The sequence below is a fragment of the Aeromonas sp. R2-3 genome (genome assembly GCF_040908375.1).
In the GTDB taxonomy this organism is placed as follows: Bacteria; Pseudomonadota; Gammaproteobacteria; order Enterobacterales; family Aeromonadaceae; genus Aeromonas; species Aeromonas veronii.
In genome coordinates this window covers 38,169-57,861 of sequence record NZ_JBFODP010000022.1, presented here as the reverse complement: position 1 = coordinate 57,861, position 19,693 = coordinate 38,169, and the positions used below count along the sequence as shown (strand labels likewise).

Here is a 19,693-nt window from a genome sequence, read left to right as displayed (position 1 = left end):
GCGTAAAAACTGTAAGTAAGTTACATAACAAGCCGGTTGTGGAGTGGTGATGGAAATACATGTTCTGAATCGGCCTGTTATTTGACCTTGCGCAGACAATCTGGGTAGATTGTCACCCTAAGATGACGGAGCATATGTTGTAATCGCACAACAATAAGTGAGGTCGTCTAGCACCCCGGATGGGTGTCAGGCACCAACAAGATAAGGATGTGGAATGAACGAAAAGTACGCCGCACTACGCGCCAACGTAGGTATGCTGGGTCAGCTGCTGGGTAAATCCATCAAGGATCATCAGGGTCAGGCCTTTCTCGACAAGATCGAAACCATTCGCCAATTGGCCAAGTCCTCCCGCAAGGGCAATGAATCAGACCGGGAACGTCTGCTCGATACCCTGCGCACCCTGAGCGATGATGAACTGCTGCCGGTGGCCCGCGCCTTCAGCCAGTTCCTCAATCTGGCCAACGTAGCGGAACAGTTCCACACCATCTCCCGTCGCTGCGAAGAGCAGGTCTGCACCCCGGATCCGCTGGAGCAGACGTTCGACAAGCTGAAAGCCTCCAACCTGTCGCAAGAGGCCATCATTGCGGCCGTGCGCGAGCTGGATATCGATCTGGTGCTGACCGCTCACCCCACCGAGGTGACCCGCCGCACCCTGATCCACAAGCACGTGCAGCTCAACGACTGCCTCGAGGCGCTGGAGCTCTCCGACCTGCTGCCCCGCGAGCGGGACAAGATCCTCAATCGCATCGAGCAGCTCATCAATCAGGCGTGGCACACCAACGAGATCCGCGAACAGCGCCCGACACCGGTCGACGAGGCCAAGTGGGGCTTCGCCGTGGTGGAGAACAGCCTGTGGCCTGCCATCCCAGAATTCATGCGCAATCTGGACGAGCGTTTGCAACACCATCTGGGTGTGCGGCTGCCGCTGGATGCCGCGCCGGTCAAGTTCACCTCCTGGATGGGCGGTGACCGAGACGGCAACCCCTTCGTCACCGCCAAGGTGACTGCCGAAGTACTGGAGCTGGGCCGCTGGATGGCGGTGAGCCTGTTCTATAAAGACATCAAGGAGCTCACCTCCGAGCTCTCCATGTCCGACTGTACCGACGCCGTGCGCGCTCGCGTTGGCGATCACCCCGAGCCCTACCGTGCGCTGGTGCGCGAGCTGCGTGAAGCGCTGCGCGAAACCAAGGAGCATCTCACCGCCAAGGTGCAGGGCCAGGCGAGCGAGAGCCAGGATCTGGTCAAGACCACCGCCCAGCTGCGCGAGCCGCTGGAGCTCTGCTACCACTCATTGCACGCCTGCGGCATGGGCAACATCGCCGATGGCATGCTGCTGGACGTGCTGCGCAAGGTCGCCTGTTTCGGCATCCATCTGGTCAAGCTCGATATCCGTCAGGATGGTGAGCGCCACGGGCTGGTCTTCTCCGAGCTGACCCGCTATCTGGGTCTGGGTGACTACGCCGAGTGGAGCGAAGATGACAAGCAGGCATTCCTGCTCAACGAACTGAACTCCCGCCGTCCGCTCATTCCTCACGACTGGGAGCCGAGCGCCGAGGTGCGCGAGACGCTGGATACCTGTCAGGTTATCGCCGAGCACGACCCCGATGCGTTCGGTATCTACATCATCTCCATGGCCGGTGCACCGTCCGACGTGCTGTCGGTGCAACTGCTGCTCAAAGAGGCGGGTTGCAAGTTCCGCATGCCGGTTGCCCCGCTGTTTGAAACCCAGGATGACCTGATGGCAGGCACCGCCGTAATGGAGCGTCTGCTCTCGGTGGACTGGTATCGCGGCTACATTCAGGGCCGTCAGTACGTGATGATCGGTTACTCCGACTCTGCCAAGGATGCGGGCATGATGGCCGCAGGCTGGGCCCAGTACGCCGCCATGGAATCCCTGGTGGGACTTGCCGAAGCCAACAATATTCGCCTCACCCTGTTCCATGGCCGTGGCGGTACCGTCGGTCGTGGTGGTGCCCCTGCCCATCAGGCGATCCTCTCCCAGCCGCCGGGATCCCTGCGCGGCGGTTTGCGTACCACCGAACAGGGGGAGATGATCCGCTTCAAGTTCGGTCTGCCGAAAGTGGCGATCAAGAGTCTGGAGCTCTACACCAGCGCCGTGCTGGAAGGGAACCTGCTGCCACCGCCCAAGCCGAAAGAGTGCTGGCGCGAGGTGATGGAACAGCTGGCCGCCGACTCCTGCGATCACTACCGCAGTATCGTGCGCGGTCATCCGGACTTCGTCCCTTATTTCCGTGCCGCCACCCCGGAGATGGAGCTGGGCAAGCTGCCGCTCGGCTCCCGTCCCTCCAAGCGCAAGCCCAACGGCGGCGTCGAGAGCCTGCGCGCCATTCCATGGATCTTCGCCTGGACCCAGAACCGTCTGATGCTGCCGGCCTGGCTCGGTGCCCACAAGGCGCTGCAGCAGGCCATCGACGGCGGCAAGCTGGCGGTGCTGGAAGAGATGAGCGCCCAGTGGCCCTTCTTCCGCACTCGCCTCGAGATGCTGGAGATGGTGTTCCTCAAAGCTGATGTCTGGCTTGCCGAATACTACGACACCCGTCTGGTGCCGCAGGAGCTGTGGGGCCTTGGCAAACAACTGCGTCAGGAGCTCGCCGAGTCCATCGAGGTGGTACTGAAACTGAGCCCGCGCGGGGATCTGCTGGAGGATCAGCCCTGGATCAAGGAGTCCATCAAGCTGCGCAACCCCTACACAGACCCGCTCAACGTGCTGCAGGCCGAGCTGCTCAACCGCTCCCGCAACCACCCGGAGACCCTGCACCCCGAGCTGGACAAGGCGCTGATGGTCACCATCGCCGGTATTGCCGCAGGTATGCGTAATACGGGTTGATTACCAGTCCAGGCCAGCAGGCTTCAGCAATATCCATCAAGCCAAAGGGCGCCGACAAGGCGCCCTTTGTTGTTTCTACGATCTAGCTTGGTTTACAGGTTGTCTCTATGGGGTTGCCGCTTCCAGCGCGGCTATCTCACCGCCGCTGATAAGCGGCAGATTGCGGCTGATCTGCTCCACCGGCCAGTCCCACCAGGCGATGGCGTTGAGACGGGCGATGGTGTCGTCGTCGAAGCGGTAGCGGATCACCTTGGCGGGATTGCCGCCGACCACGGCATAGGCGGGCACGTCGCCGGTGACCACGGAGCGGGCGGCGATGATGGCTCCGTTGCCGACTTTTACTCCCGGCATGATCAGGGCGTCATAGCCAATCCAGACATCGTTGCCGATGACGGTATCGCCCTTGTAGGGGAGGCTGCCCGGGGCGGGGGCGGCGCTCTCCCAGCCGTTGCCGAAGATAAAGAAGGGGTAGGTGGAGAAGCCGGAGGTCTGGTGGTTGGCGCCATTCATGATGAACTTCACCCCGCGGGCGATGGCGCAGAACTTGCCGATGATGAGCTTGTCGCCGATGAAGGGGAAGTGGTAGAGGACGTTGCGCTCGAAGCCCGCCGAATCCTCCGGGTCGTCGTAATAGGTGTAGTCACCCACCTCGATATTGGGCCCCTTGATAGTGTTCTTGATAAAGCACACTTGGGGGAAGCCGTTCATGGGATGGGGATTGGCGGGATCGGGTCCGTGCATCTGGTCTCCTTGGATTGGCCGGGCTAGAGCGCCGGGAAGTAGCAGGCGCTCATGTCGATGGGGTGATCGGGGCAATTGGGCAGATAGAACTGCCAGCCGGCATCGGAGAAGGCGCGCAGTTCGGTTTCGACAAACTTGATGGCGAGGCTCAGGGCCTGCAGGCTGTCGATGCCGTAGATAAAGGTCTTGTCGCTCAGCCCCGCCAGCTTCACCTTGCAGCGCCAGTCACCGCTGGCGGACTTGGGATCCGGCTCGGGGGCCTTGATGGCGATCTTGAGGGTGAGCTGTTCCCCTTCAAGGCTGACCGCCTCGAAACGGGCTTTGACGATGGCGTTTTTCATCTGGCGATTCCTTTTCCGTGGTACAGCCCCTGCGGTTGCGGGTGGCTGGCGTTCCTGATGGCTGATGAGGTGAAAACTGGACTCAGGACGGCCAGCGTAAATGAACTTGTGAGTTGAAACAATGGGATATGCGTGACCGGGTGAGGGGGCTTTCGCCACTGTGAGCGAGCGCAGTGGCGGGAGTAGCAACGCGCTGGTCACCGGTGGTGGCCGAGAGGCTGGCAGGCTGCTAGATGTAAAGGATTGTTGGCTGTGGCCGCAGATTTTTCTGTTCTGCCGATGAGGGCGAGTGAGTCCTCTTGAGGCAGAATATCTCCCCCCTGTTTGACGTTGAAGTACAGGAGTCTCCGTGGCGCTTTCGGTAACCCAGCTTTATGAAGTGATGGCCCAGCTGCCAGATCCCGTCTTTATCCTCAGTGAAGATGGCTATTACGTGGAATATATCGGCGGCATGGAGCAGCAATCCTATCACGACGGCAATCCGCTGGCGGGCAAGCAGCTGGCCGATGTGCTGCCACCCGAGATGGCCATGTGGGTCAAGGCGCAGGTGGCCGAGTCGCTGGCAAACGGTCAGGTGCGGGTGGTGGAGTATGAGCTCTCCGCCGTCGAAGTGGGGGGGATCAATGCTGCCGTCGGGCCGCAAGGGATACAGCGTTTCGAGGGCAAGATTGCGCCGCTGCCCTCCCTCTATGACGGCAAGCGGGCAGTGGCCTGGGTGACCCGCAATATCACCCGCCAGTACGAGTTGCAGCAGCGACTGCTGCGCCAGAGTGAAACCGACCAGCTGACCGGCCTCTACAACCGCCGGTTCTTCTTTGAGCACTGCCAGCCGTTGCGGGCAGGGGAGGCCCCCTGTGGTCTTATCATGCTCGACATCGATCACTTCAAGCAGATCAACGATCACTACGGCCATCAGCAGGGAGATCGGGCCTTGCAGCGCTTCAGTAGTTGTATCGATGCCCTGTTGCGGGCGGACGACCTCTTTGTGCGCAGCGGTGGCGAGGAGTTTCTGATCCTGCTGCCGCGGATCGATGAAGCCGGTTTGCTGCAGATGGCGGAGCAGATCCGTGCCGCCGTCGAAGCGCTGCCTGCCGATCCGGTCGCCATCACGGTCAGTCTGGGCACAACCCTGGTGCAGCCGGAGGAGGAGATCAATCAGGCGCTGGCTCGGGCCGACGAGTGGCTCTATCGGGCCAAGCGGGCAGGCCGCAACCGGGTGGCGCACTGCCCGGCAGGTTGAAAGTGCCGCTCCGGTCGCTGTTGGAAATAGCCTGCGCTTTTACCCTGAATAAATTGGCTGACATCACTGTCAATTAGTAGAAAAGTTGGCCGTATTATTTAACTCATATTCCACAGCTTAAGGTGTTAATATTATCGGCCTGATCGCTGGTCTTATTTATGTTGTTGGGCAACAGCATGAGGTTTTATCGGTATGTTATCAAACAGGTTTGAATCGGGTTTTGGGTGACGAATGTGATACATCCTGTTGTCTTTTGAAACATTCCGATTCAAACGGTCATGAATTATTAACCTTGACCCGGATTGCGATTTCAACGATGGTAGCGTGGCAGCTCCGTTTCTCTCCGGTGGCCCTGTTGGCCGCTGGCGGCGTTGTTTTTTCATGTGCATGGCGATATGCAACGACATATCTCCAGCCTGTTATTCGGGCCAATAAAAATAATGATGACAGATTAATAAGGTATATATTGCAATGAGTGTTTCTATTGCTGAAAAGAGTAACCCTGTTTCAAAATTGAAATGGGAGAAAAGCGATTCGGTATGGACCATGGGCCTATATGCCACTGCTGTCGGTGCCGGTACGTTATTTCTCCCTATTACTGTTGGCAGTAATTCCCCAGTTATTTTGCTATTTATTTTATTGCTGGCTTTTCCGCTCTCTTATTATTCCCACCGGGCATTGAGCCGCTTTGTGCTCTCCAGCTCCCACAAGGAGGGGGATATCACCCATGTGGTGGAGGAGCACTTCGGAGCCAAGGCGGGCAAGCTGTTGATGCTGGTCTATCTGATGGCCTTCTACCCCATCATTCTGGTCTACAGCATCTCCATCACCAATGCGATCCAGAGCTTCGTTGTTCACCAGCTGGGGGATGCCGAGCTGCCGCGCGGCTTGCTGGTGCTGGGGGTGATGCTGGGCCTGCATCTGGTGCTGCTGGCCGGCAAACAGATCGTGGTGTCGGCCATCAGCGTGCTGGCGCTACCGATGGTCGCCTTTCTGATTGGCCTCTCCATCTATCTGCTGCCCCAGTGGAGCCTCTCCTATTTCAGCGAGAGTCAGGCGGTGGACTGGCGTGATCCGGCGTTCTGGAAATCCCTCTGGCTGATCGTGCCGGTGATGGTCTTCTCCTTCAGCCATGCGCCCATTATTTCTTCCTTCAGCGCGGCGCAGAAAAAGCGTTGCCAGGAGAGTGCCGACCTGCGCGCCAAGCGGATCATCAAGTGCAGTAGCATGCTGATTTGCGGCAGCGTGCTCTTTTTCGTGGTGAGCTGCGTGATGAGTCTGAGTCAGGCCGAGATGGCGCTGGCCCGCACCGACAATATCTCGGTGCTGTCGGCGTTGGCGAACAAGTTTTCCAACCCGCTGATCGCCTATGTGGGGCCACTCATCGCCATTCTGGCCATGTCCAAATCCTTCCTCGGCACCTCCATGGGGGTGAGCGAGGGGACGGTGAGCATGGTGAGCGGTGCCTGTCAGGGGCTGGGCCTCTCTCTCAAGGAGTCGACCATCGCCCGGGTATCATCGGTGATCCTGTTTATGGTGACCGCCGTCATCACCTATCTGAACCCCAACGTGCTCGACATCATCGAGCGCGTCAGTGGCCCGCTGATCGCGGTGATCCTGTTTCTGCTGCCGGCCTGCTCCATCTATCGCTTGCCCGCACTCAAACGTTATCGCGGGCCGAGTACCCTTTTTGTGTTGGTGATGGGGCTGCTTGCCATCTCGGCCCTTATCTACGATCTGCTTTGACCGGGCGGTATCCCGCACAAATCAAAAAGGGCGACCATTTGGTCGCCCTTTTTCTGTGCATCGGGGTTAGCCGAGCAGGCCGCTGGCGCTCTGGCCCGCCATCAGCAAGCCGATGGCCAGCACGCTGAACCAGACCAGGGTTGCACTTACCAGCAGATAGCCGCTGGCAATGAACAGACCGTCCCGCTGCAACATGCCGGTGGCCAGCAGCAGGATGGCCCAGGCGGGCATGGCGTTGGTGAACGGGATGGCGCCCAGGGGCAGCATCAGCAGCAGGGCGGCCAGCATGATCAGCAGGCCGTTGCAGCGGTTGACCGTGTTGCTGCCGGTCAGAACCAGCAGGCGCGGGCGGATAACGCGATCGACCCGGGCCAGCAGGTCCGCCCCTTTGTGCAGGGTCGGCTTGAGCTGGTCGGCGGCGAAGCGGCGCTCCATCAGCATGGCGGGCAGCCAGGGCACCCGATTGAGGGTGATGCCGATACCGATAAAGAGGATCAGCAGGCCAAACGGGGTACTGACCCCGGGAATGGAGACCGGCAGCAGGAAGGGGACGGTGAGCAGGACGCAAAACAGCAGCATGCCCTGTTCGCCCACCAGCGCGAGCATCTGGCGCAGGCTGATGTGGCTCTCGTCGATGGCGTGCGCGGTGGCCCGCAGGGTATCCGCGAGGGTAGTTGTGGGGTCGTTGAGTTGCGCGGCAACCATTCCCTGATGTCCTTTTGAGTAGTGATAACGGGCCCCGATGACCCGATTTGGCGCCAGCATACGTGGCAGAGGTTAACCGTCGATGAATGGTGGCAGGGGGGCATAGGGGTGCCAGTGGGGCGGCTCGGCGGAGGTTCTGGCGAGAGGGACATCGCGCGATGAAAGTGATCCGGTACAGCCGCCGTTTAGGATGGGCCTAGGACGCCTCTGGTATGCTTTCTGCACAATCACACAGGGAGCAGGGGATGATGATGAAGAGAGCCGGGATAGTGATGATGGGGCTGTTGCTGCCACTGGGGCAGGCCTGGAGTAGCGAGGCCGCGACCACATCCGGTTGGCAGGTGACGCCATTTTTCGGCTACAGCTCAGCCATCGACTTCGAGAAGAGTGACGAGGTGGTGCAGCCGGTGCCGGTCTCGGCTTCGCTCGCTTCACTGCAGGGGCAGGGCTCCGGCAGCTGGGGCTTCTTTATCAGCAAGGAGGTGGATGATCCCGGCATGATTGAGCTGCTCTACAGCCATCAGTCCACCACCCTCTCTCCCGACCAGCCTGACCGCCTGACGGTGGACACCCTGCACTTTGCCGGTGCGCTGACCCTCTCTGACAACCTGATGGTGCCCTACATCGGCGCCGGGATCGGGGTGACCCGCTTTGCCGCCTACGACAGCGAGGTGACCCCTTCCATGTCGCTGGCGCTCGGGGTGCAACCGCGCCTCGCCGAGCATCTGGCCCTGCGGGCCGAGGTGCGCGGTTATGGTTCGCTGGTCAACGACAACAACCAGTTTCTCTGCAACCCGGAGCAGTGCGTGTTCAAGGTGCGCGGGGAGCTGGTAACCCAGTGGCAGGCCAATATCGGTCTTACCTTCCGCTTTTAGGCGAGGGGATTTTCCCTATGAAACAGGGGCCATTGGGCCCCTGTTTCAGCAGCAATGTTTCGCCGTGATCGGCAATCAACCTGCAGATCTTCATGCCTCCTTGTTAGTCGGCATCGCCCATACCGCGCAGTTTCTGCCCGCCTCCTTGGCGCCATAAAGCGCCTGATCCACCCGCTTGAACAGCGAGACTGCCGGTTCCTTGGGCTCGCGGATCCCCACTCCCAGACTGACCGTCATGGTATGGGCCGGGTCGGGGGCTATGGTGCGGGTCGCAGTGAGCAGGGTGTTGGCCAGTTGCTGCAGCTCGGCTTCGTGGGCGACGGGCAGCAGCAGGGCAAACTCTTCACCCCCGACACGGGCCGCCAGCGCACCGGGCGGGCAGTGCTGTTGCAACAGCTCGCCAAACTGCTGCAACACCCGATCCCCGATATCATGGCCGTAGTTGTCATTGATCAGCTTGAAGTGATCCAGATCCAGCAGGATGAGGGCGTGGCAAATCCCTTGTTCCAGAAACAGCTGCTGATGAAAGTAGCGCCGGTTTGGCAGCCGGGTCAGATCGTCGAACAGCGCCTGCTGTCTGAGCTGGGTATTGATGTGGAAGAGGTGGTGCATGGTGCTCAGGATACCGATGCTGCTGAGCAGGATGCCGCTGGAGCGCAGCAAATCCTCGGCATAGATGGCGAGCCAGAGTGGCTGTGCCACCAGCTCATCCATGATGTCGGCGGTGGCCCCCATGATCCACAACATCAGACCGCAGGAGAGCATGCGGTAGGTGTGGGTGGGCAGGTGGGCACACTGCACCACCCAGAACAGGAACAGCATGGTGAGCCAGTTGATCACCTCGAAGCCAAAGCTGACGGCGTAAAAGCGCTCGTAGGGGAAGTGGGGCAGCAGCAACAGATGAAGGGCCATGATGGCCAGCATCACTATCCCCAGCAGCGCGATGTGGGCGCGATGCTCCCGGTCGAGGTGACGGTAGTGGGAGAGGCTGATGTCGAGACGATCGAACTGCATGGTGTTCCTCGGATTGGGACTGCCATCAGGTTGCAAACAAGGGGCTGTGTAATGGCATGCCGTGGTCGGATAACAGGAAACGGCTGGTCTGTCAGTGTAAACGAGCGGGCCCGCAGCGCGCGATATCGATGACGTCAGCTTGTGGGCTGGCTCAGGGTTTGCGCACTTCTGGTGCGTGAAGTATCGCCTGCCCTGTGACAGGGCGACCCTGGGCTGGTTAGCGCAGCTCATGCGCCAAATTGGTGCATTGATGATGCGTGATCTTACTAATGCGATGATTTAAAAGGATTTAAATTTGTGGCCCGCTTTATGCTTTTTACATGTCAGACGGTCTCTTGTGGTCATCGGCGGCAGACGCAGTGATGAGGAAGTGGCAAGAGACATCCCCGTGCCGGGCGCGGGTGTAATTCTGGCGGGTTGCAGCAACACCTTGCGGTTCGCCACAGATTCAATCAGGGAAACGGAGCCGGTCTTGTACCGGTACGACAGGGAAGGAGAGTGCTCTATGGTCAAAAAATGGATGATGGCGGGTCTGACGATGTTGCCTGCCTTGCTGGTTACCCCAAGTTGGGCCGAAGAGGTCGCTCAGGTACAGGCGGCGGTGGCTCCGGTTGCCGCCATGACAATCAACAAGGGTGACAACACCTGGATGCTGCTCTCGGCGGCGCTGGTGATCCTGATGTCGATCCCCGGTCTGGCCCTCTTCTACGGTGGTCTGGTGCGGGCCAAAAACATGCTGAGCGTGCTGATGCAGGTCTTTACCCTGTTCTGCCTTATCTGCGTGCTCTGGGTGATCTACGGCTATTCGCTGGCCTTTACCGAGGGGGGCAATTTCTATGGCTCCTTCAGCAAGGTGCTGCTCAAGGGGGTGACCCCTGACTCCATCGCCGCCACCTTCAGCAAGGGTGTCGGGATCAGCGAGCTGATCTATGTGGTGTTCCAGGGGGCCTTTGCCGCCATCACCTGCGGCCTTATCGTGGGGGCGTTTGCCGAGCGCATCAAGTTTGCTGCCGTGCTGCTCTTCTCGGTGATCTGGTTCACCTTCGCCTATATCCCGCTGGCTCATATGGTGTGGTATTGGGCGGGTCCGGATGCCTATACCAGCGCCGAGGCCGCTGCCACAGCGACCGCCACTGCCGGTTATCTGTTCCAGCATGGTGCGCTGGATTTTGCAGGCGGCACAGTGGTGCACATCAACGCCGCCGTGGCGGGTCTGGTGGGTGCCTATCTGGTGGGCAAGCGTCTGGGCTACGGTCGTGATCCCATGACTCCCCACAGCCTGACCATGACCATGATCGGCGCCTCCCTGCTCTGGTTCGGCTGGTTCGGTTTCAACGCGGGCTCCGCGCTGGAAGCCAACGGTATCGCCGCACTTGCCTTTATCAACACCTGGGTGGCGCCGGCTGCGGCAGCTCTCTCATGGACCTTGGCCGAGTGGGTGATGAAGGGACGTCCCTCCCTGCTGGGTGCGGCATCCGGTGCGGTGTCCGGTCTGGTGGTGATCACCCCGGCAGCCGGTTTCGTCGGTGTGGGCGGTGGTCTGGTGATGGGCCTTATCAGTGGCGTGGCGGGTCTGTGGGGTGTCCACGGTCTCAAGCGCATGTTGGGGGCCGATGACAGTCTGGACGTGTTTGGCGTACACGGGGTGTGCGGCATTCTCGGTGCCCTGCTGACCGGCGTTTTTGCCAGCCCGGATCTGGGCGGCACCGGGGTGTGGGACTATGTCACCAATCAGGTTGCCGAGGGTTACTCCATTCTGACTCAGGTGAAGATCCAGGCCATCGGGGTCGGTGTCACCCTGCTCTGGTCCGGTGCCGTGGCGGCGATTGCCTTCAAGGCGGTCGACATGCTGGTGGGTCTGCGGGTGAACGGCGATGCCGAGCGGGAAGGGCTGGATGTGACCACGCACGGCGAGAAGGCCTACAGCATGTAATCCCGAACGTCAGACAACAAAAAACCGCCGGAACCGGCGGTTTTTTTATGGTGCAAGCGCGGTGGCGCTTTTAGTTCACGACGGCCACGTTGATGCTGCCATTGCCCTGGGTCATGCGTACACGGGCGCCCGGGGTGAAGGTGGGGCTGGCTTTCTGCACGACCACGATGGCTTCGCCGTTCTCTTTCTTGATCTCCAGCTCGACGCCGTCGACCTGATTCATCTTGTTGCCGATGGCGTTGCCTGCCGCTGCACCGGCGATGGCGCCGCCTGCGGCTGCGATGTCGCGTCCGGTGCCGCCACCCACAGTGCTGCCCAGCAGGCCACCGACTACGGCGCCGCCAATGGTGCCAATCAGGGAGTTCTCATCGGCCTGGATCTTCACCGGGCGGGTGGAGATGATGGTGCCGTAGCTGACGGTCTGTACCTGTTTGGCGCGGTCTTTGGTGTAAACATCGCCAGAGTAAACGTCACTGTTGGCGCATCCGGTGATGGTGGTCGCTGCCAGCAGGGCAATAAGGGTCATACGCTTCAACATGGTGGGCCTCCTGGGCTGCACGTAATTTGAACAATCCGGTTGATGAGTGAACTTTACTCCAACCCCGTCACACATGAAATCGGCAAAATGTAACCAATTATGCGTTCTGTAACCGGTTTTGTCCTTGAATCGCAGCTGTACCGGAGAGGGTTTTAACCAGCAGCAGACGGTCTTCTCCGGGGCCGAAATAGTCGGCTACTTCTGCCTGCAATGTGTAACCGAGCCGGTAGTAGAGGCGCTGGGCCGGATTGGCCGGATCGACCGTGAGCCGCAGTTCGCTGATCTGCAGCGCCTGCTGGTTGGCCTCCATCTGGCGCATCATTCGCTCGGCCAGACCAAAACCGCGAGCCTCGGGCAGTACCGCCAGCGAGAGCACCCAGCCTTGCGACCGCTCCTGACCAAATCCCCCCAGCACATACCCCACCAGCTGCCCCTCGTATTCGGCCACCAGCAACAACTCGGGCCACAAATCCATCGCCTGACGGAAGAAGAAGGCGGGATAGACATCTTCGCCAAACACCTTGGCATCGATCTGCCAGATGGCGTGCATGTCATTGTGGGTAGCGGTGCGTAGCAGGGGCGGGTTGTGGTGCATCAGGACTCCATCGGCAGCAAAGGATCGGCAACGCCGCTGACCTTGGGGTCAACGGCAAAAAAGGAGTCATAGGGTAGTGGTCATCCCCTGCCGGATGCAAGGGATTGGCGGCTATGGCGGCAGGGGGCGGCTCTGGGGCAGTTTGGGCGCTTTGCGCAAGCCGTCGAGCAGATGGCGGAGGGTGAGCCAGGGGTGGCGCAGCAACATGCGCGGGCCGCTCCACTTCATCACCTGCTGGATCTGTTTGCGCATCGCCGGTGCGTAACAGTGGATATTGCAGTTGGCGCAGGTGGGTTTGTGGCCGTGGCCATAACGGCAGCGACGAAGGCGCTGATGGGCGAAATCCCGCAACTGGCGACAGTGGCGGCAATGGGGATCCTGATGATGGTGCTGGCAGTAGAGGCGGATCATGGCGCTGACCGTCTGCTGCTCGCGCATGAGTCTGGGATGGTCACTCGCCTTTTTGCTGGCTGCGGCGTGTGAGCCCCGGGCTGGGCTGGCATGATGACTTTTCATGGCCGCCATTCTCCTGACCTGCTCGCTTTGGGTGTTGATACAGGTCAAAAGGGGGGATAAAAAACAGGGCCCGCAGGCCCTGTGTCATCAGATGAGGCTGGTTGCCTGCTCCAGCCAGGCGAGATCCTCGCCCTCGAGCAGTGGGCTCAGGCGGCGGAACACCTCGACATGGTATTCGTTGATCCAGCGGAATTCGGCCGGGCTCAGCAGGCTGCGGTCGATCAGGCGGGTATCGAATGGCACGTAGGTCAGGCGCTCGAAGCCCAGCATGGGCAGCTCGCCAACCTGTTCCAGCTCGGTCACCACTACCAGGTTTTCGCAACGGATGCCGAAGCCATCTTCACGGTAGTAGCCCGGCTCGTTGGAGAGCACCATGCCCGGTTGCAGGGCAACCATGCTCCCTTTCGGGGCGATGCGCTGGGGCCCTTCGTGGACGCTCAGGAAGTGGCCGACGCCGTGGCCAGTGCCGTGGTCATAGTTGTAACCGGCCTGCCACAGCGGCATGCGGGCCAGCACGTCGAGCTGGATACCGGCGGTGCCACGGGGGAAGCGGGCCTGATCCAGCGCGATATGGCCCTGCAGTACCCGGGTAAACATCGCCTTTTGCTCTTCGCTCACCTCACCCACCTTGATGGTGCGTGTGATGTCGGTGGTGCCATCCATATACTGGGCGCCGGAGTCCAGCAGATAGAGGCTGTCCTGGCCAAACGCGCGCGGGGTGCCGTTGGTGTGGTGGTAGTGGCACATGGCGGCGTTGGGGCCGAGCGCGGAGATGGTATCGAAGCTCGGCTCGACGTAGTGCTCCTGCTCGCGGCGGAACGCTTCAACCTGATCGGCCAGGGTGCCTTCATCCACCCCCTCGAACTCGCCGGAGGCGACCAGCCGATCCAGCCAGGCGAGGAAGCGGGTCATGGCCACGCCATCGCGCAGGTGAGCGGCACGCATACCGGTCAGCTCGATCTCGTTTTTGCACGCTTTCGGCAGCATGGTGGGGTCTTGTCCTGCTACCAGAATGGCACCCGCCTCTTCCATGACGAGCTGGGTCCAGGCGTTGGCGCTGTCCGGATCGGCCAGCACCTTCTGCTGATCTTCACCGATGCGCTGCAACACGTCGCCCAGCTTGTCGATGGGGTAGACGGAGACATCCTGCCCCACGTGTTGGGTGAAGGCGAAGCAGTCAATTTTGTCGGTATCGACGAAGAAATCCATGCTGGTGTTGGCGTAGAGCACGGCAAAGCCCAGCACCACCGGCAGCCGGTCGATATCGCGGCCGCGCAGGTTGAGCAGCCAGTTGATGGGCTCGGCCTGGGTCAGCAGCACCGCATCCAGCCCGCGTTTGCGCAGGTCGGCCGCCAGCTGTTCACGTTTGGACTGGCTGGACTGGCCCGCCAGCTCCTCGCTGTAGAGGATGACCGGGCTCTTGGTCGGCTCCGGGCGATCGCTCCAGTTCAGGTCGATGGGGTTCTGCTCGACGCGGATCAGCTCGATACCGCGATCGGCCAGCACGGCTTTGGCATTCTTGTACCAGGTCAGGCTGTGCAGACGGGCATCGAAGCCAACCCGGGAGCCTGACGGCAGCTGCTCGGCCAGCCACTGCACATGGGGATTTTCAATGAGGTGGAGGAATTCGAACAGTTCGGCGGGGGTTTGCATCCGCGCTTGCACCGTATAGCGACCATCGACAAAGAGGGCTGCTCGCTGGGCCATGATGATGGCGACGCCGGCAGAGCCGTTGAAACCGGTGATCCAGTCAAGCCGCTCGGCATAGGCGGGGATGTACTCGCCGAGGTGCTCATCATCGTGGGGGACGATAAAGGCGTCCAACTCCTGCATGGCCAGCTCGGCCCTGACTTGGGCGACGCGGGTTTCAATTATCTCGAAATTATTCATGTCGTTAGTGCCAGATGGTTGCTATATGAGTGTTCAGTTTTTATGGCCGCTGGCCAGGATCCGCTTGATCGACTGACCCGCTGCTTCGATATGCTGCCTGAGCAGCACCACCGCCTCGTGCTTGCGCCGGGCGCGGCACAGTTCCAGCAATTGGGCGTGTTCACGCTCCGCCTTGTCCACGCCGTCGCTGGCAAACAGCAGCTCGAAGCGGACATAGCGGTCACAGCTCAGATTGATCTGGGCGATCAGTTCAAGTGCCTGGGGGCGACCGGCTGCCTGATAGAGGGTGGCGTGAAAGCTGTGGTTCAACTCGGCCCAATGTTCAATCTGGGTGCCTGACTCCAGGGCGTGATCAAACTGGGCGAGGATCGCCTCCGCTTGTGCGAAGGTGGCTTCCGTCATCTTGTCGACGGCGTGAAACAGGGTATCGGCTTCCAGCAGCGCTCGCAAATAAAAGAGCTCTTCGATGGCCGAGGCGTCCAGCATGGTGACCACGGCGCCGCGATGGGCTTCGAACTTCACCAGCCCCTGCGCTTCCAGCTGCATCAGGGCTTCGCGCACCGGAATGCGGCTCACGGCCAGCTCTTTGGCAATGGCATCCTGACGCAAGGGGGCGCCAGCGGGGAACTCCCCACGGAGGATCCGGCCACGGAGGTTTTCCATCACCATCTGGGTTCGGGTCTTGTAGGGTGGGGTCATGGTCGGGTCACGATTGGGCGTTACAGAATTGTATATTGTATAAAGTTTGGCTGAATCTAACCTGTCACAACAGGCAAAGGCAAGGTTTTGGCCCCTTTAACGGGAGCGATGGCGGCGTTCGGGGCTCCACAAAAACAAAAATGCCGGTCAGCGTGGCTGACCGGCATGATGTCACTGATACGAAGCGAGCCTGTTACAGCTGCGGGCCTGCCGCAACCAGACGTTTGCCTTCATCGTTATCGGTGAAGCGCTCGAAGTTCTTGATGAAACGCCCTGCCAGATCTACGGCCTTGGCATCCCACTCGGCCTTGTCGGCGTAAGTGTCGCGCGGGTCGAGGATCGCCGGGTTCACATCGTGCAGCGCGGTCGGGATCTCCAGATTGAAGATCGGCAGCACCTTGGTCTCGGCCTTCTCGATGGAGCCATCCAGGATGGCATCGATGATGGCGCGGGTATCCTTGATGGAGATGCGCTTGCCGGTGCCGTTCCAGCCGGTGTTGACCAGATAGGCTTCTGCACCTGCCGCTTCCATCCGTTTCACCAGCTCCTGACCGTACTTGGTCGGGTGCAGGGAGAGGAAGGCTGCGCCGAAGCAGGAGGAGAAGGTCGGAGTCGGCTCTGTGATGCCGCGCTCGGTACCGGCCAGTTTGGCGGTGAAGCCAGACAGGAAGTGGTACTTGGTCTGCTCCTTGGTCAGTTTGGAGACCGGAGGCAGCACGCCGAAAGCGTCGGCAGTCAGGAAGATCACCTTGGTGGCGTGACCTGCCTTGGAGACCGGCTTGACGATGTTGTCGATGTGATAGATGGGGTAAGAGACGCGGGTGTTCTCGGTCTTGGAGCCATCATCAAAGTCGATGGTGCCATCGGCAGCAACGGTCACGTTCTCCAGCAGCGCATCGCGACGGATGGCGTGGTAGATGTCCGGCTCGGCCTCTTCGGAGAGCTTGATGGTCTTGGCGTAGCAGCCCCCTTCGAAGTTGAACACACCGTGGTCATCCCAGCCGTGCTCGTCATCACCGATCAGCTGACGCTTGGGATCGGTGGAGAGGGTGGTCTTGCCGGTGCCGGAGAGGCCGAAGAAGATGGCAACGTCGCCGTCCTGACCCACGTTGGCGGAGCAGTGCATGGAGGCAATGCCGCGCAGGGGCAGGAAGTAGTTCATCATGGAGAACATGCCCTTCTTCATCTCGCCACCGTACCAAGTGCCACCGATGAGCTGCATCTTCTCGGTCATGTTGAAGGCAACAAAGTTCTCGGAGTTGAGACCCTGCTCCTTCCAGTTCGGGTTGGTGCACTTGGCACCGTTCATCACCACGAAGTCAGGCTTGAAGGTTTTCAGCTCTTCATCGCTCGGACGGATGAACATGTTTTTCACGAAGTGTGCCTGCCAGGCCACCTCGGTGATGATGCGCACGGCCAGGCGGGTATCCGGGTTGGCACCGCAGAAACCGTCGACCACAAACAGGCGCTTGCCGGAGAGCTGTTTGGTGACCAGCCCTTTCAGATGTGACCACACTTCCGGGGTAATGGCTTTGTTATCGTTTTTACCCTGGTCAGACCACCACACAGTATCCTGGGTAGTGGCATCTTTGACGATATATTTATCTTTCGGGGAGCGACCGGTGAAGATACCGGTGTTTACGTTGACGGCGCCCAGCTCGGTCACCACACCGCGCTCGAACCCTTCCAGGTCAGGGCGTGTCTCTTCCGCGAAAAGCTGCTCGTAAGAGGGGTTGCGAACGATTTCTTGGCTGTTTTTGATGCCGTACTGGTCCAGTCCTAATTGTTGGGCCAGGGTGGGTTCTGCCACGATTGTCATTGTATTCTCCTGGGTTCAGAGGTTGGTAGGGTTCTATCTGACGGTCATCCTATCACTTAGGTGGTAGAGTTTAGCGATCGCCATCAAACTTTATAAAATAGGGTATTTTTTTGTTATTAAAGTTAAAGGCGGGTTTTGCCCGCCTTTAATTAGTGTAACTGGTTTGCATCATTGCCGGGAGCCCTGCTGAACAGGGTTTCGACATCGATCCCATTAAATTGGTACTGGGCGCCGCAATAATCACAGTGCATGTCGATCTTGCCGAGCTCCTGCACCATCTCCATCACCTCTTCCTTTTCTATCTGCAACAGGGCCCCTTCGCAGCGCTCGCGGGAGCAGGTGCAGCGGAACTCGACCGCCTGCGGATCGAATACCCGCACCTTGTCCTGATGGTAGAGACGGTAGAGGATCTCTTCTGCCTGCAGGCCGAACAGCTCTTCATCCTTGATGGTGCTGGTGAGCTGGGTCAGGTGATCGAAGTCGTTGCTGTGATCCTCGCTCTGGGCGGGCAGCTCTTGCAGCATGATACCCGCGGCACGCGGCGCGCCTTCGTGGTAACCGGTGCGGATCCACAGCTTGGTCGCCAGCTGTTCGGAGCGGGCGAAGTAGTGCTCCAGGCAACCCGCCAGAGTATCGGCGTCCAGCGCGATGATGCCCTGATAGCGCTCGCCCTGCTCCGGGGTGATGGTGATGATCAGCTGGCCGTTGCCGATCAGGCTCTGCAGCTTGCCATCGCTCGGCAGCTCGCCTTCATAGCGGGCGACGCCGCGCAGCTGCTGGTTGTTGTCACCGTTGATCACGGCCAGACGCACCGGGCCATCGCCCTGCAGCTGCACTGTGATGGAGCCTTCAAACTTGAGGGTGGCGGTCAGCAGGCTGGTGGCGACCAGCAGCTCGCCCAGCAGTTTTTGCACCTGCACCGGGTAGTTCTGGGCTTCCACCACATGGCGGTAGGTGTGATCCAGCTGGACCAGCTCGCCACGCACTTCGTACTCTTCAAACAGATAGCGATACAGCAGATCTTGGTTGCTCATCATGTATTCCTAGCTTTTCGGTGAGGTAAATCGGGCGGGCTGGGGTTGATGCCAGCCCGGTATCAAATCGGGGTCGGTCAGTACTGTTTGACCTTGAGCAACTGGCGTCGCTCCTGCTTGTCGGGGCGGCGCTCGGGGCTGGGGGCAAACTGGCTGTTGAAGCGGCGTGCCTCGCTGTTCTCGGCCCGCTTTTTCAGGCTTTCGGCGGTCTCTTCATAGAGCTGCTGGGCGAGCGGGGCCGATTTGCGCTGATCGCTGATGGCCAGCACCCGCACTTCCCGCTCATCCTGCCCCTGCCAGAAGCGGATCAGCGCACCCACTTCCACCTGTTTGCCCGGTTTGCTGCGCTGACCATTGTAGTGCACCTTGCCGCCGTCAATCTGATCCCGCGCCACGGAGCGGGTCTTGTAGAAACGGGCCGCCCACAGCCACTTGTCGAGACGAACCTCGAGGGCACTTTCTGCATGATTGGGCATGAACAGGCTCCATAACGGGGAAAAGAGGTGGTCGATTATACCAGAGCACGGGGTCGGGATAGAAACCGGGCAGCCGCTGCGCGGGGCGCAAACCATGTCAAGGTGATGCAACATATGGGCAGTTTGCTGATTCACAAGGGAAAGCCGCTGCTTTATCGGGTACTAATGGGGGCAGGGAGGGGCCTTCATACCGCGCATATAAAGCTGCCGCCCCGGTTGGGGGCGGCAGCGTTCAAATCCGTTGACCATGTCAGAGTCAGAAGTGATCGTGCTGATCCGGCTTCTTCTGGTCGTGGGGGCCTTCGCTGTGGGCGATGGCGGTACGGATGAGATCAACCCCGGCACGGATAATCAGCACCCCCATGTTGACCAGCTTGACGCAGACCCACATGAAGGTGATGAGCAGGATCAGCTTGAGCACGGTCTGGAAGGCTTCCAGGAAATTCTGCTCCAGCTGGGCGGTCAGGCCGTTGGCGCTGGTCATCAGCCAAGTGTAGACCTCGCGCACGAACGGGATGCGGCTTGGCATCTCCAGTACATCCAGTGCGGCAGGGAGCGCCTGGAAGATGACGATGCTGCCGAAGAGGATCAAAATGACACCGATGGCGATGCCGAGGAAAAAGCCGAACTGTCTCATGGAGGGCTCCAGCGTTTGCTGCATGAAATTGAAGATAGCCGCCAAT

At 60.1% G+C, this 19,693-nt stretch carries 18 protein-coding genes; 5 read left to right on the top strand and 13 right to left on the bottom strand.

The window, feature by feature from the left end; genetic code table 11:
* The first annotated feature begins 214 nt into the window (after positions 1 to 214).
* Positions 215 to 2,848, top strand: coding sequence for a phosphoenolpyruvate carboxylase (gene ppc, locus AB5Z02_RS10850; RefSeq protein ID WP_368215990.1), 2,634 nt, complete (start codon positions 215 to 217; stop codon positions 2,846 to 2,848).
* A 105-nt stretch (positions 2,849 to 2,953) separates the two neighbouring features.
* On the opposite strand, the gene AB5Z02_RS10845 is transcribed toward ppc, so the two are convergent.
* Together AB5Z02_RS10845 and AB5Z02_RS10840 are read right to left on the bottom strand one after the other, a co-directional pair.
* Positions 2,954 to 3,589: a Vat family streptogramin A O-acetyltransferase gene (locus AB5Z02_RS10845; RefSeq protein ID WP_042079715.1), complete on the bottom strand. Its 636-nt coding sequence runs from the start codon at positions 3,587 to 3,589 to the stop codon at positions 2,954 to 2,956.
* Positions 3,590 to 3,612: 23 nt separating this feature from the next.
* Positions 3,613 to 3,930 carry a hypothetical protein gene (locus tag AB5Z02_RS10840; RefSeq protein ID WP_120416042.1) on the bottom strand — a complete coding sequence of 106 codons (318 nt, stop codon included), beginning with the start codon at positions 3,928 to 3,930 and terminating at the stop codon, positions 3,613 to 3,615.
* A gap of 349 nt (positions 3,931 to 4,279) precedes the next feature.
* Between AB5Z02_RS10840 and AB5Z02_RS10835 the strand changes: the two genes are divergently transcribed.
* Complete coding sequence (locus tag AB5Z02_RS10835) at positions 4,280 to 5,170, top strand: diguanylate cyclase (protein WP_368215989.1); 891 nt, start codon at positions 4,280 to 4,282, stop codon at positions 5,168 to 5,170.
* A 471-nt stretch (positions 5,171 to 5,641) separates the two neighbouring features.
* The gene (locus tag AB5Z02_RS10830; RefSeq protein ID WP_005340121.1) at positions 5,642 to 6,916 is read left to right on the top strand and encodes an amino acid permease; all 1,275 of its coding nucleotides are present in this window, start codon (positions 5,642 to 5,644) and stop codon (positions 6,914 to 6,916) included.
* 66 nt (positions 6,917 to 6,982) lie between these two features.
* On the opposite strand, the gene AB5Z02_RS10825 is transcribed toward AB5Z02_RS10830, so the two are convergent.
* Positions 6,983 to 7,621 (bottom strand): exopolysaccharide biosynthesis protein, encoded by a 639-nt coding sequence (locus AB5Z02_RS10825; RefSeq protein WP_064341822.1) that lies wholly within the window; start codon positions 7,619 to 7,621, stop codon positions 6,983 to 6,985.
* A gap of 251 nt (positions 7,622 to 7,872) precedes the next feature.
* Between AB5Z02_RS10825 and AB5Z02_RS10820 the strand changes: the two genes are divergently transcribed.
* Positions 7,873 to 8,496, top strand: coding sequence for an outer membrane beta-barrel protein (locus tag AB5Z02_RS10820; RefSeq protein ID WP_368216041.1), 624 nt, complete (start codon positions 7,873 to 7,875; stop codon positions 8,494 to 8,496).
* A 90-nt stretch (positions 8,497 to 8,586) separates the two neighbouring features.
* On the opposite strand, the gene AB5Z02_RS10815 is transcribed toward AB5Z02_RS10820, so the two are convergent.
* Positions 8,587 to 9,510 (bottom strand): GGDEF domain-containing protein, encoded by a 924-nt coding sequence (locus AB5Z02_RS10815; RefSeq protein ID WP_103252254.1) that lies wholly within the window; start codon positions 9,508 to 9,510, stop codon positions 8,587 to 8,589.
* Positions 9,511 to 10,015: 505 nt separating this feature from the next.
* Here AB5Z02_RS10815 and amt point away from each other — a divergent pair.
* On the top strand, positions 10,016 to 11,443 hold the full coding sequence (gene amt / locus AB5Z02_RS10810; RefSeq protein WP_128834301.1) for an ammonium transporter: 1,428 nt from the start codon (positions 10,016 to 10,018) through the stop codon (positions 11,441 to 11,443).
* Positions 11,444 to 11,513: 70 nt separating this feature from the next.
* Here amt and AB5Z02_RS10805 read toward each other — a convergent pair whose 3' ends face one another.
* The 9 genes from AB5Z02_RS10805 to AB5Z02_RS10765 form a co-directional block, all read right to left on the bottom strand.
* Complete coding sequence (locus tag AB5Z02_RS10805) at positions 11,514 to 11,981, bottom strand: glycine zipper 2TM domain-containing protein (protein ID WP_005340126.1); 468 nt, start codon at positions 11,979 to 11,981, stop codon at positions 11,514 to 11,516.
* Positions 11,982 to 12,078: 97 nt separating this feature from the next.
* Positions 12,079 to 12,576: a GNAT family N-acetyltransferase gene (locus AB5Z02_RS10800; RefSeq protein WP_005340127.1), complete on the bottom strand. Its 498-nt coding sequence runs from the start codon at positions 12,574 to 12,576 to the stop codon at positions 12,079 to 12,081.
* A gap of 111 nt (positions 12,577 to 12,687) precedes the next feature.
* Positions 12,688 to 13,092 carry a nitrous oxide-stimulated promoter family protein gene (locus tag AB5Z02_RS10795; protein WP_005356534.1) on the bottom strand — a complete coding sequence of 135 codons (405 nt, stop codon included), beginning with the start codon at positions 13,090 to 13,092 and terminating at the stop codon, positions 12,688 to 12,690.
* A gap of 87 nt (positions 13,093 to 13,179) precedes the next feature.
* Positions 13,180 to 14,982, bottom strand: a complete 1,803-nt coding sequence (locus tag AB5Z02_RS10790) for an aminopeptidase P family protein (protein WP_201948143.1) — start codon at positions 14,980 to 14,982, stop codon at positions 13,180 to 13,182.
* 33 nt (positions 14,983 to 15,015) lie between these two features.
* A complete protein-coding gene (locus AB5Z02_RS10785) occupies positions 15,016 to 15,681 on the bottom strand; it encodes a GntR family transcriptional regulator (protein ID WP_005340138.1) in 666 nt (221 codons plus the stop codon).
* A 193-nt stretch (positions 15,682 to 15,874) separates the two neighbouring features.
* Entirely contained in the window at positions 15,875 to 17,500 is a 1,626-nt protein-coding gene (gene pckA, locus AB5Z02_RS10780; protein WP_005340139.1) for a phosphoenolpyruvate carboxykinase (ATP), read from the bottom strand.
* 149 nt (positions 17,501 to 17,649) lie between these two features.
* Entirely contained in the window at positions 17,650 to 18,534 is an 885-nt protein-coding gene (hslO, locus tag AB5Z02_RS10775) for an Hsp33 family molecular chaperone HslO (protein WP_005340140.1), read from the bottom strand.
* 77 nt (positions 18,535 to 18,611) lie between these two features.
* Positions 18,612 to 19,010: a ribosome-associated heat shock protein Hsp15 gene (gene hslR / locus AB5Z02_RS10770; RefSeq protein ID WP_199427846.1), complete on the bottom strand. Its 399-nt coding sequence runs from the start codon at positions 19,008 to 19,010 to the stop codon at positions 18,612 to 18,614.
* Positions 19,011 to 19,266: 256 nt separating this feature from the next.
* Positions 19,267 to 19,647 (bottom strand): hypothetical protein, encoded by a 381-nt coding sequence (locus tag AB5Z02_RS10765; RefSeq protein WP_005340143.1) that lies wholly within the window; start codon positions 19,645 to 19,647, stop codon positions 19,267 to 19,269.
* Between the last annotated feature and the right edge of the window lie 46 nt (positions 19,648 to 19,693).

Excerpts from the sequence above, each read along its gene's own strand:
- ppc (WP_368215990.1), top strand. The coding sequence starts at position 215 with ATGAACGAAAAGTACGCCGCACTACGCGCCAACGTAGGTATGCTGGGT.
- AB5Z02_RS10845 (WP_042079715.1), bottom strand. The coding sequence starts at position 3,589 with ATGCACGGACCCGATCCCGCCAATCCCCATCCCATGAACGGCTTCCCC.
- AB5Z02_RS10840 (WP_120416042.1), bottom strand. The coding sequence starts at position 3,930 with ATGAAAAACGCCATCGTCAAAGCCCGTTTCGAGGCGGTCAGCCTTGAA.
- AB5Z02_RS10830 (WP_005340121.1), top strand. The coding sequence starts at position 5,642 with ATGAGTGTTTCTATTGCTGAAAAGAGTAACCCTGTTTCAAAATTGAAA.
- AB5Z02_RS10825 (WP_064341822.1), bottom strand. The coding sequence starts at position 7,621 with ATGGTTGCCGCGCAACTCAACGACCCCACAACTACCCTCGCGGATACC.
- AB5Z02_RS10820 (WP_368216041.1), top strand. The coding sequence starts at position 7,873 with ATGAAGAGAGCCGGGATAGTGATGATGGGGCTGTTGCTGCCACTGGGG.
- AB5Z02_RS10815 (WP_103252254.1), bottom strand. The coding sequence starts at position 9,510 with ATGCAGTTCGATCGTCTCGACATCAGCCTCTCCCACTACCGTCACCTC.
- amt (WP_128834301.1), top strand. The coding sequence starts at position 10,016 with ATGGTCAAAAAATGGATGATGGCGGGTCTGACGATGTTGCCTGCCTTG.
- AB5Z02_RS10805 (WP_005340126.1), bottom strand. The coding sequence starts at position 11,981 with ATGTTGAAGCGTATGACCCTTATTGCCCTGCTGGCAGCGACCACCATC.
- AB5Z02_RS10800 (WP_005340127.1), bottom strand. The coding sequence starts at position 12,576 with ATGCACCACAACCCGCCCCTGCTACGCACCGCTACCCACAATGACATG.
- AB5Z02_RS10795 (WP_005356534.1), bottom strand. The coding sequence starts at position 13,092 with ATGAAAAGTCATCATGCCAGCCCAGCCCGGGGCTCACACGCCGCAGCC.
- AB5Z02_RS10790 (WP_201948143.1), bottom strand. The coding sequence starts at position 14,982 with ATGAATAATTTCGAGATAATTGAAACCCGCGTCGCCCAAGTCAGGGCC.
- AB5Z02_RS10785 (WP_005340138.1), bottom strand. The coding sequence starts at position 15,681 with ATGACCCCACCCTACAAGACCCGAACCCAGATGGTGATGGAAAACCTC.
- pckA (WP_005340139.1), bottom strand. The coding sequence starts at position 17,500 with ATGACAATCGTGGCAGAACCCACCCTGGCCCAACAATTAGGACTGGAC.
- hslO (WP_005340140.1), bottom strand. The coding sequence starts at position 18,534 with ATGAGCAACCAAGATCTGCTGTATCGCTATCTGTTTGAAGAGTACGAA.
- hslR (WP_199427846.1), bottom strand. The coding sequence starts at position 19,010 with ATGCCCAATCATGCAGAAAGTGCCCTCGAGGTTCGTCTCGACAAGTGG.
- AB5Z02_RS10765 (WP_005340143.1), bottom strand. The coding sequence starts at position 19,647 with ATGAGACAGTTCGGCTTTTTCCTCGGCATCGCCATCGGTGTCATTTTG.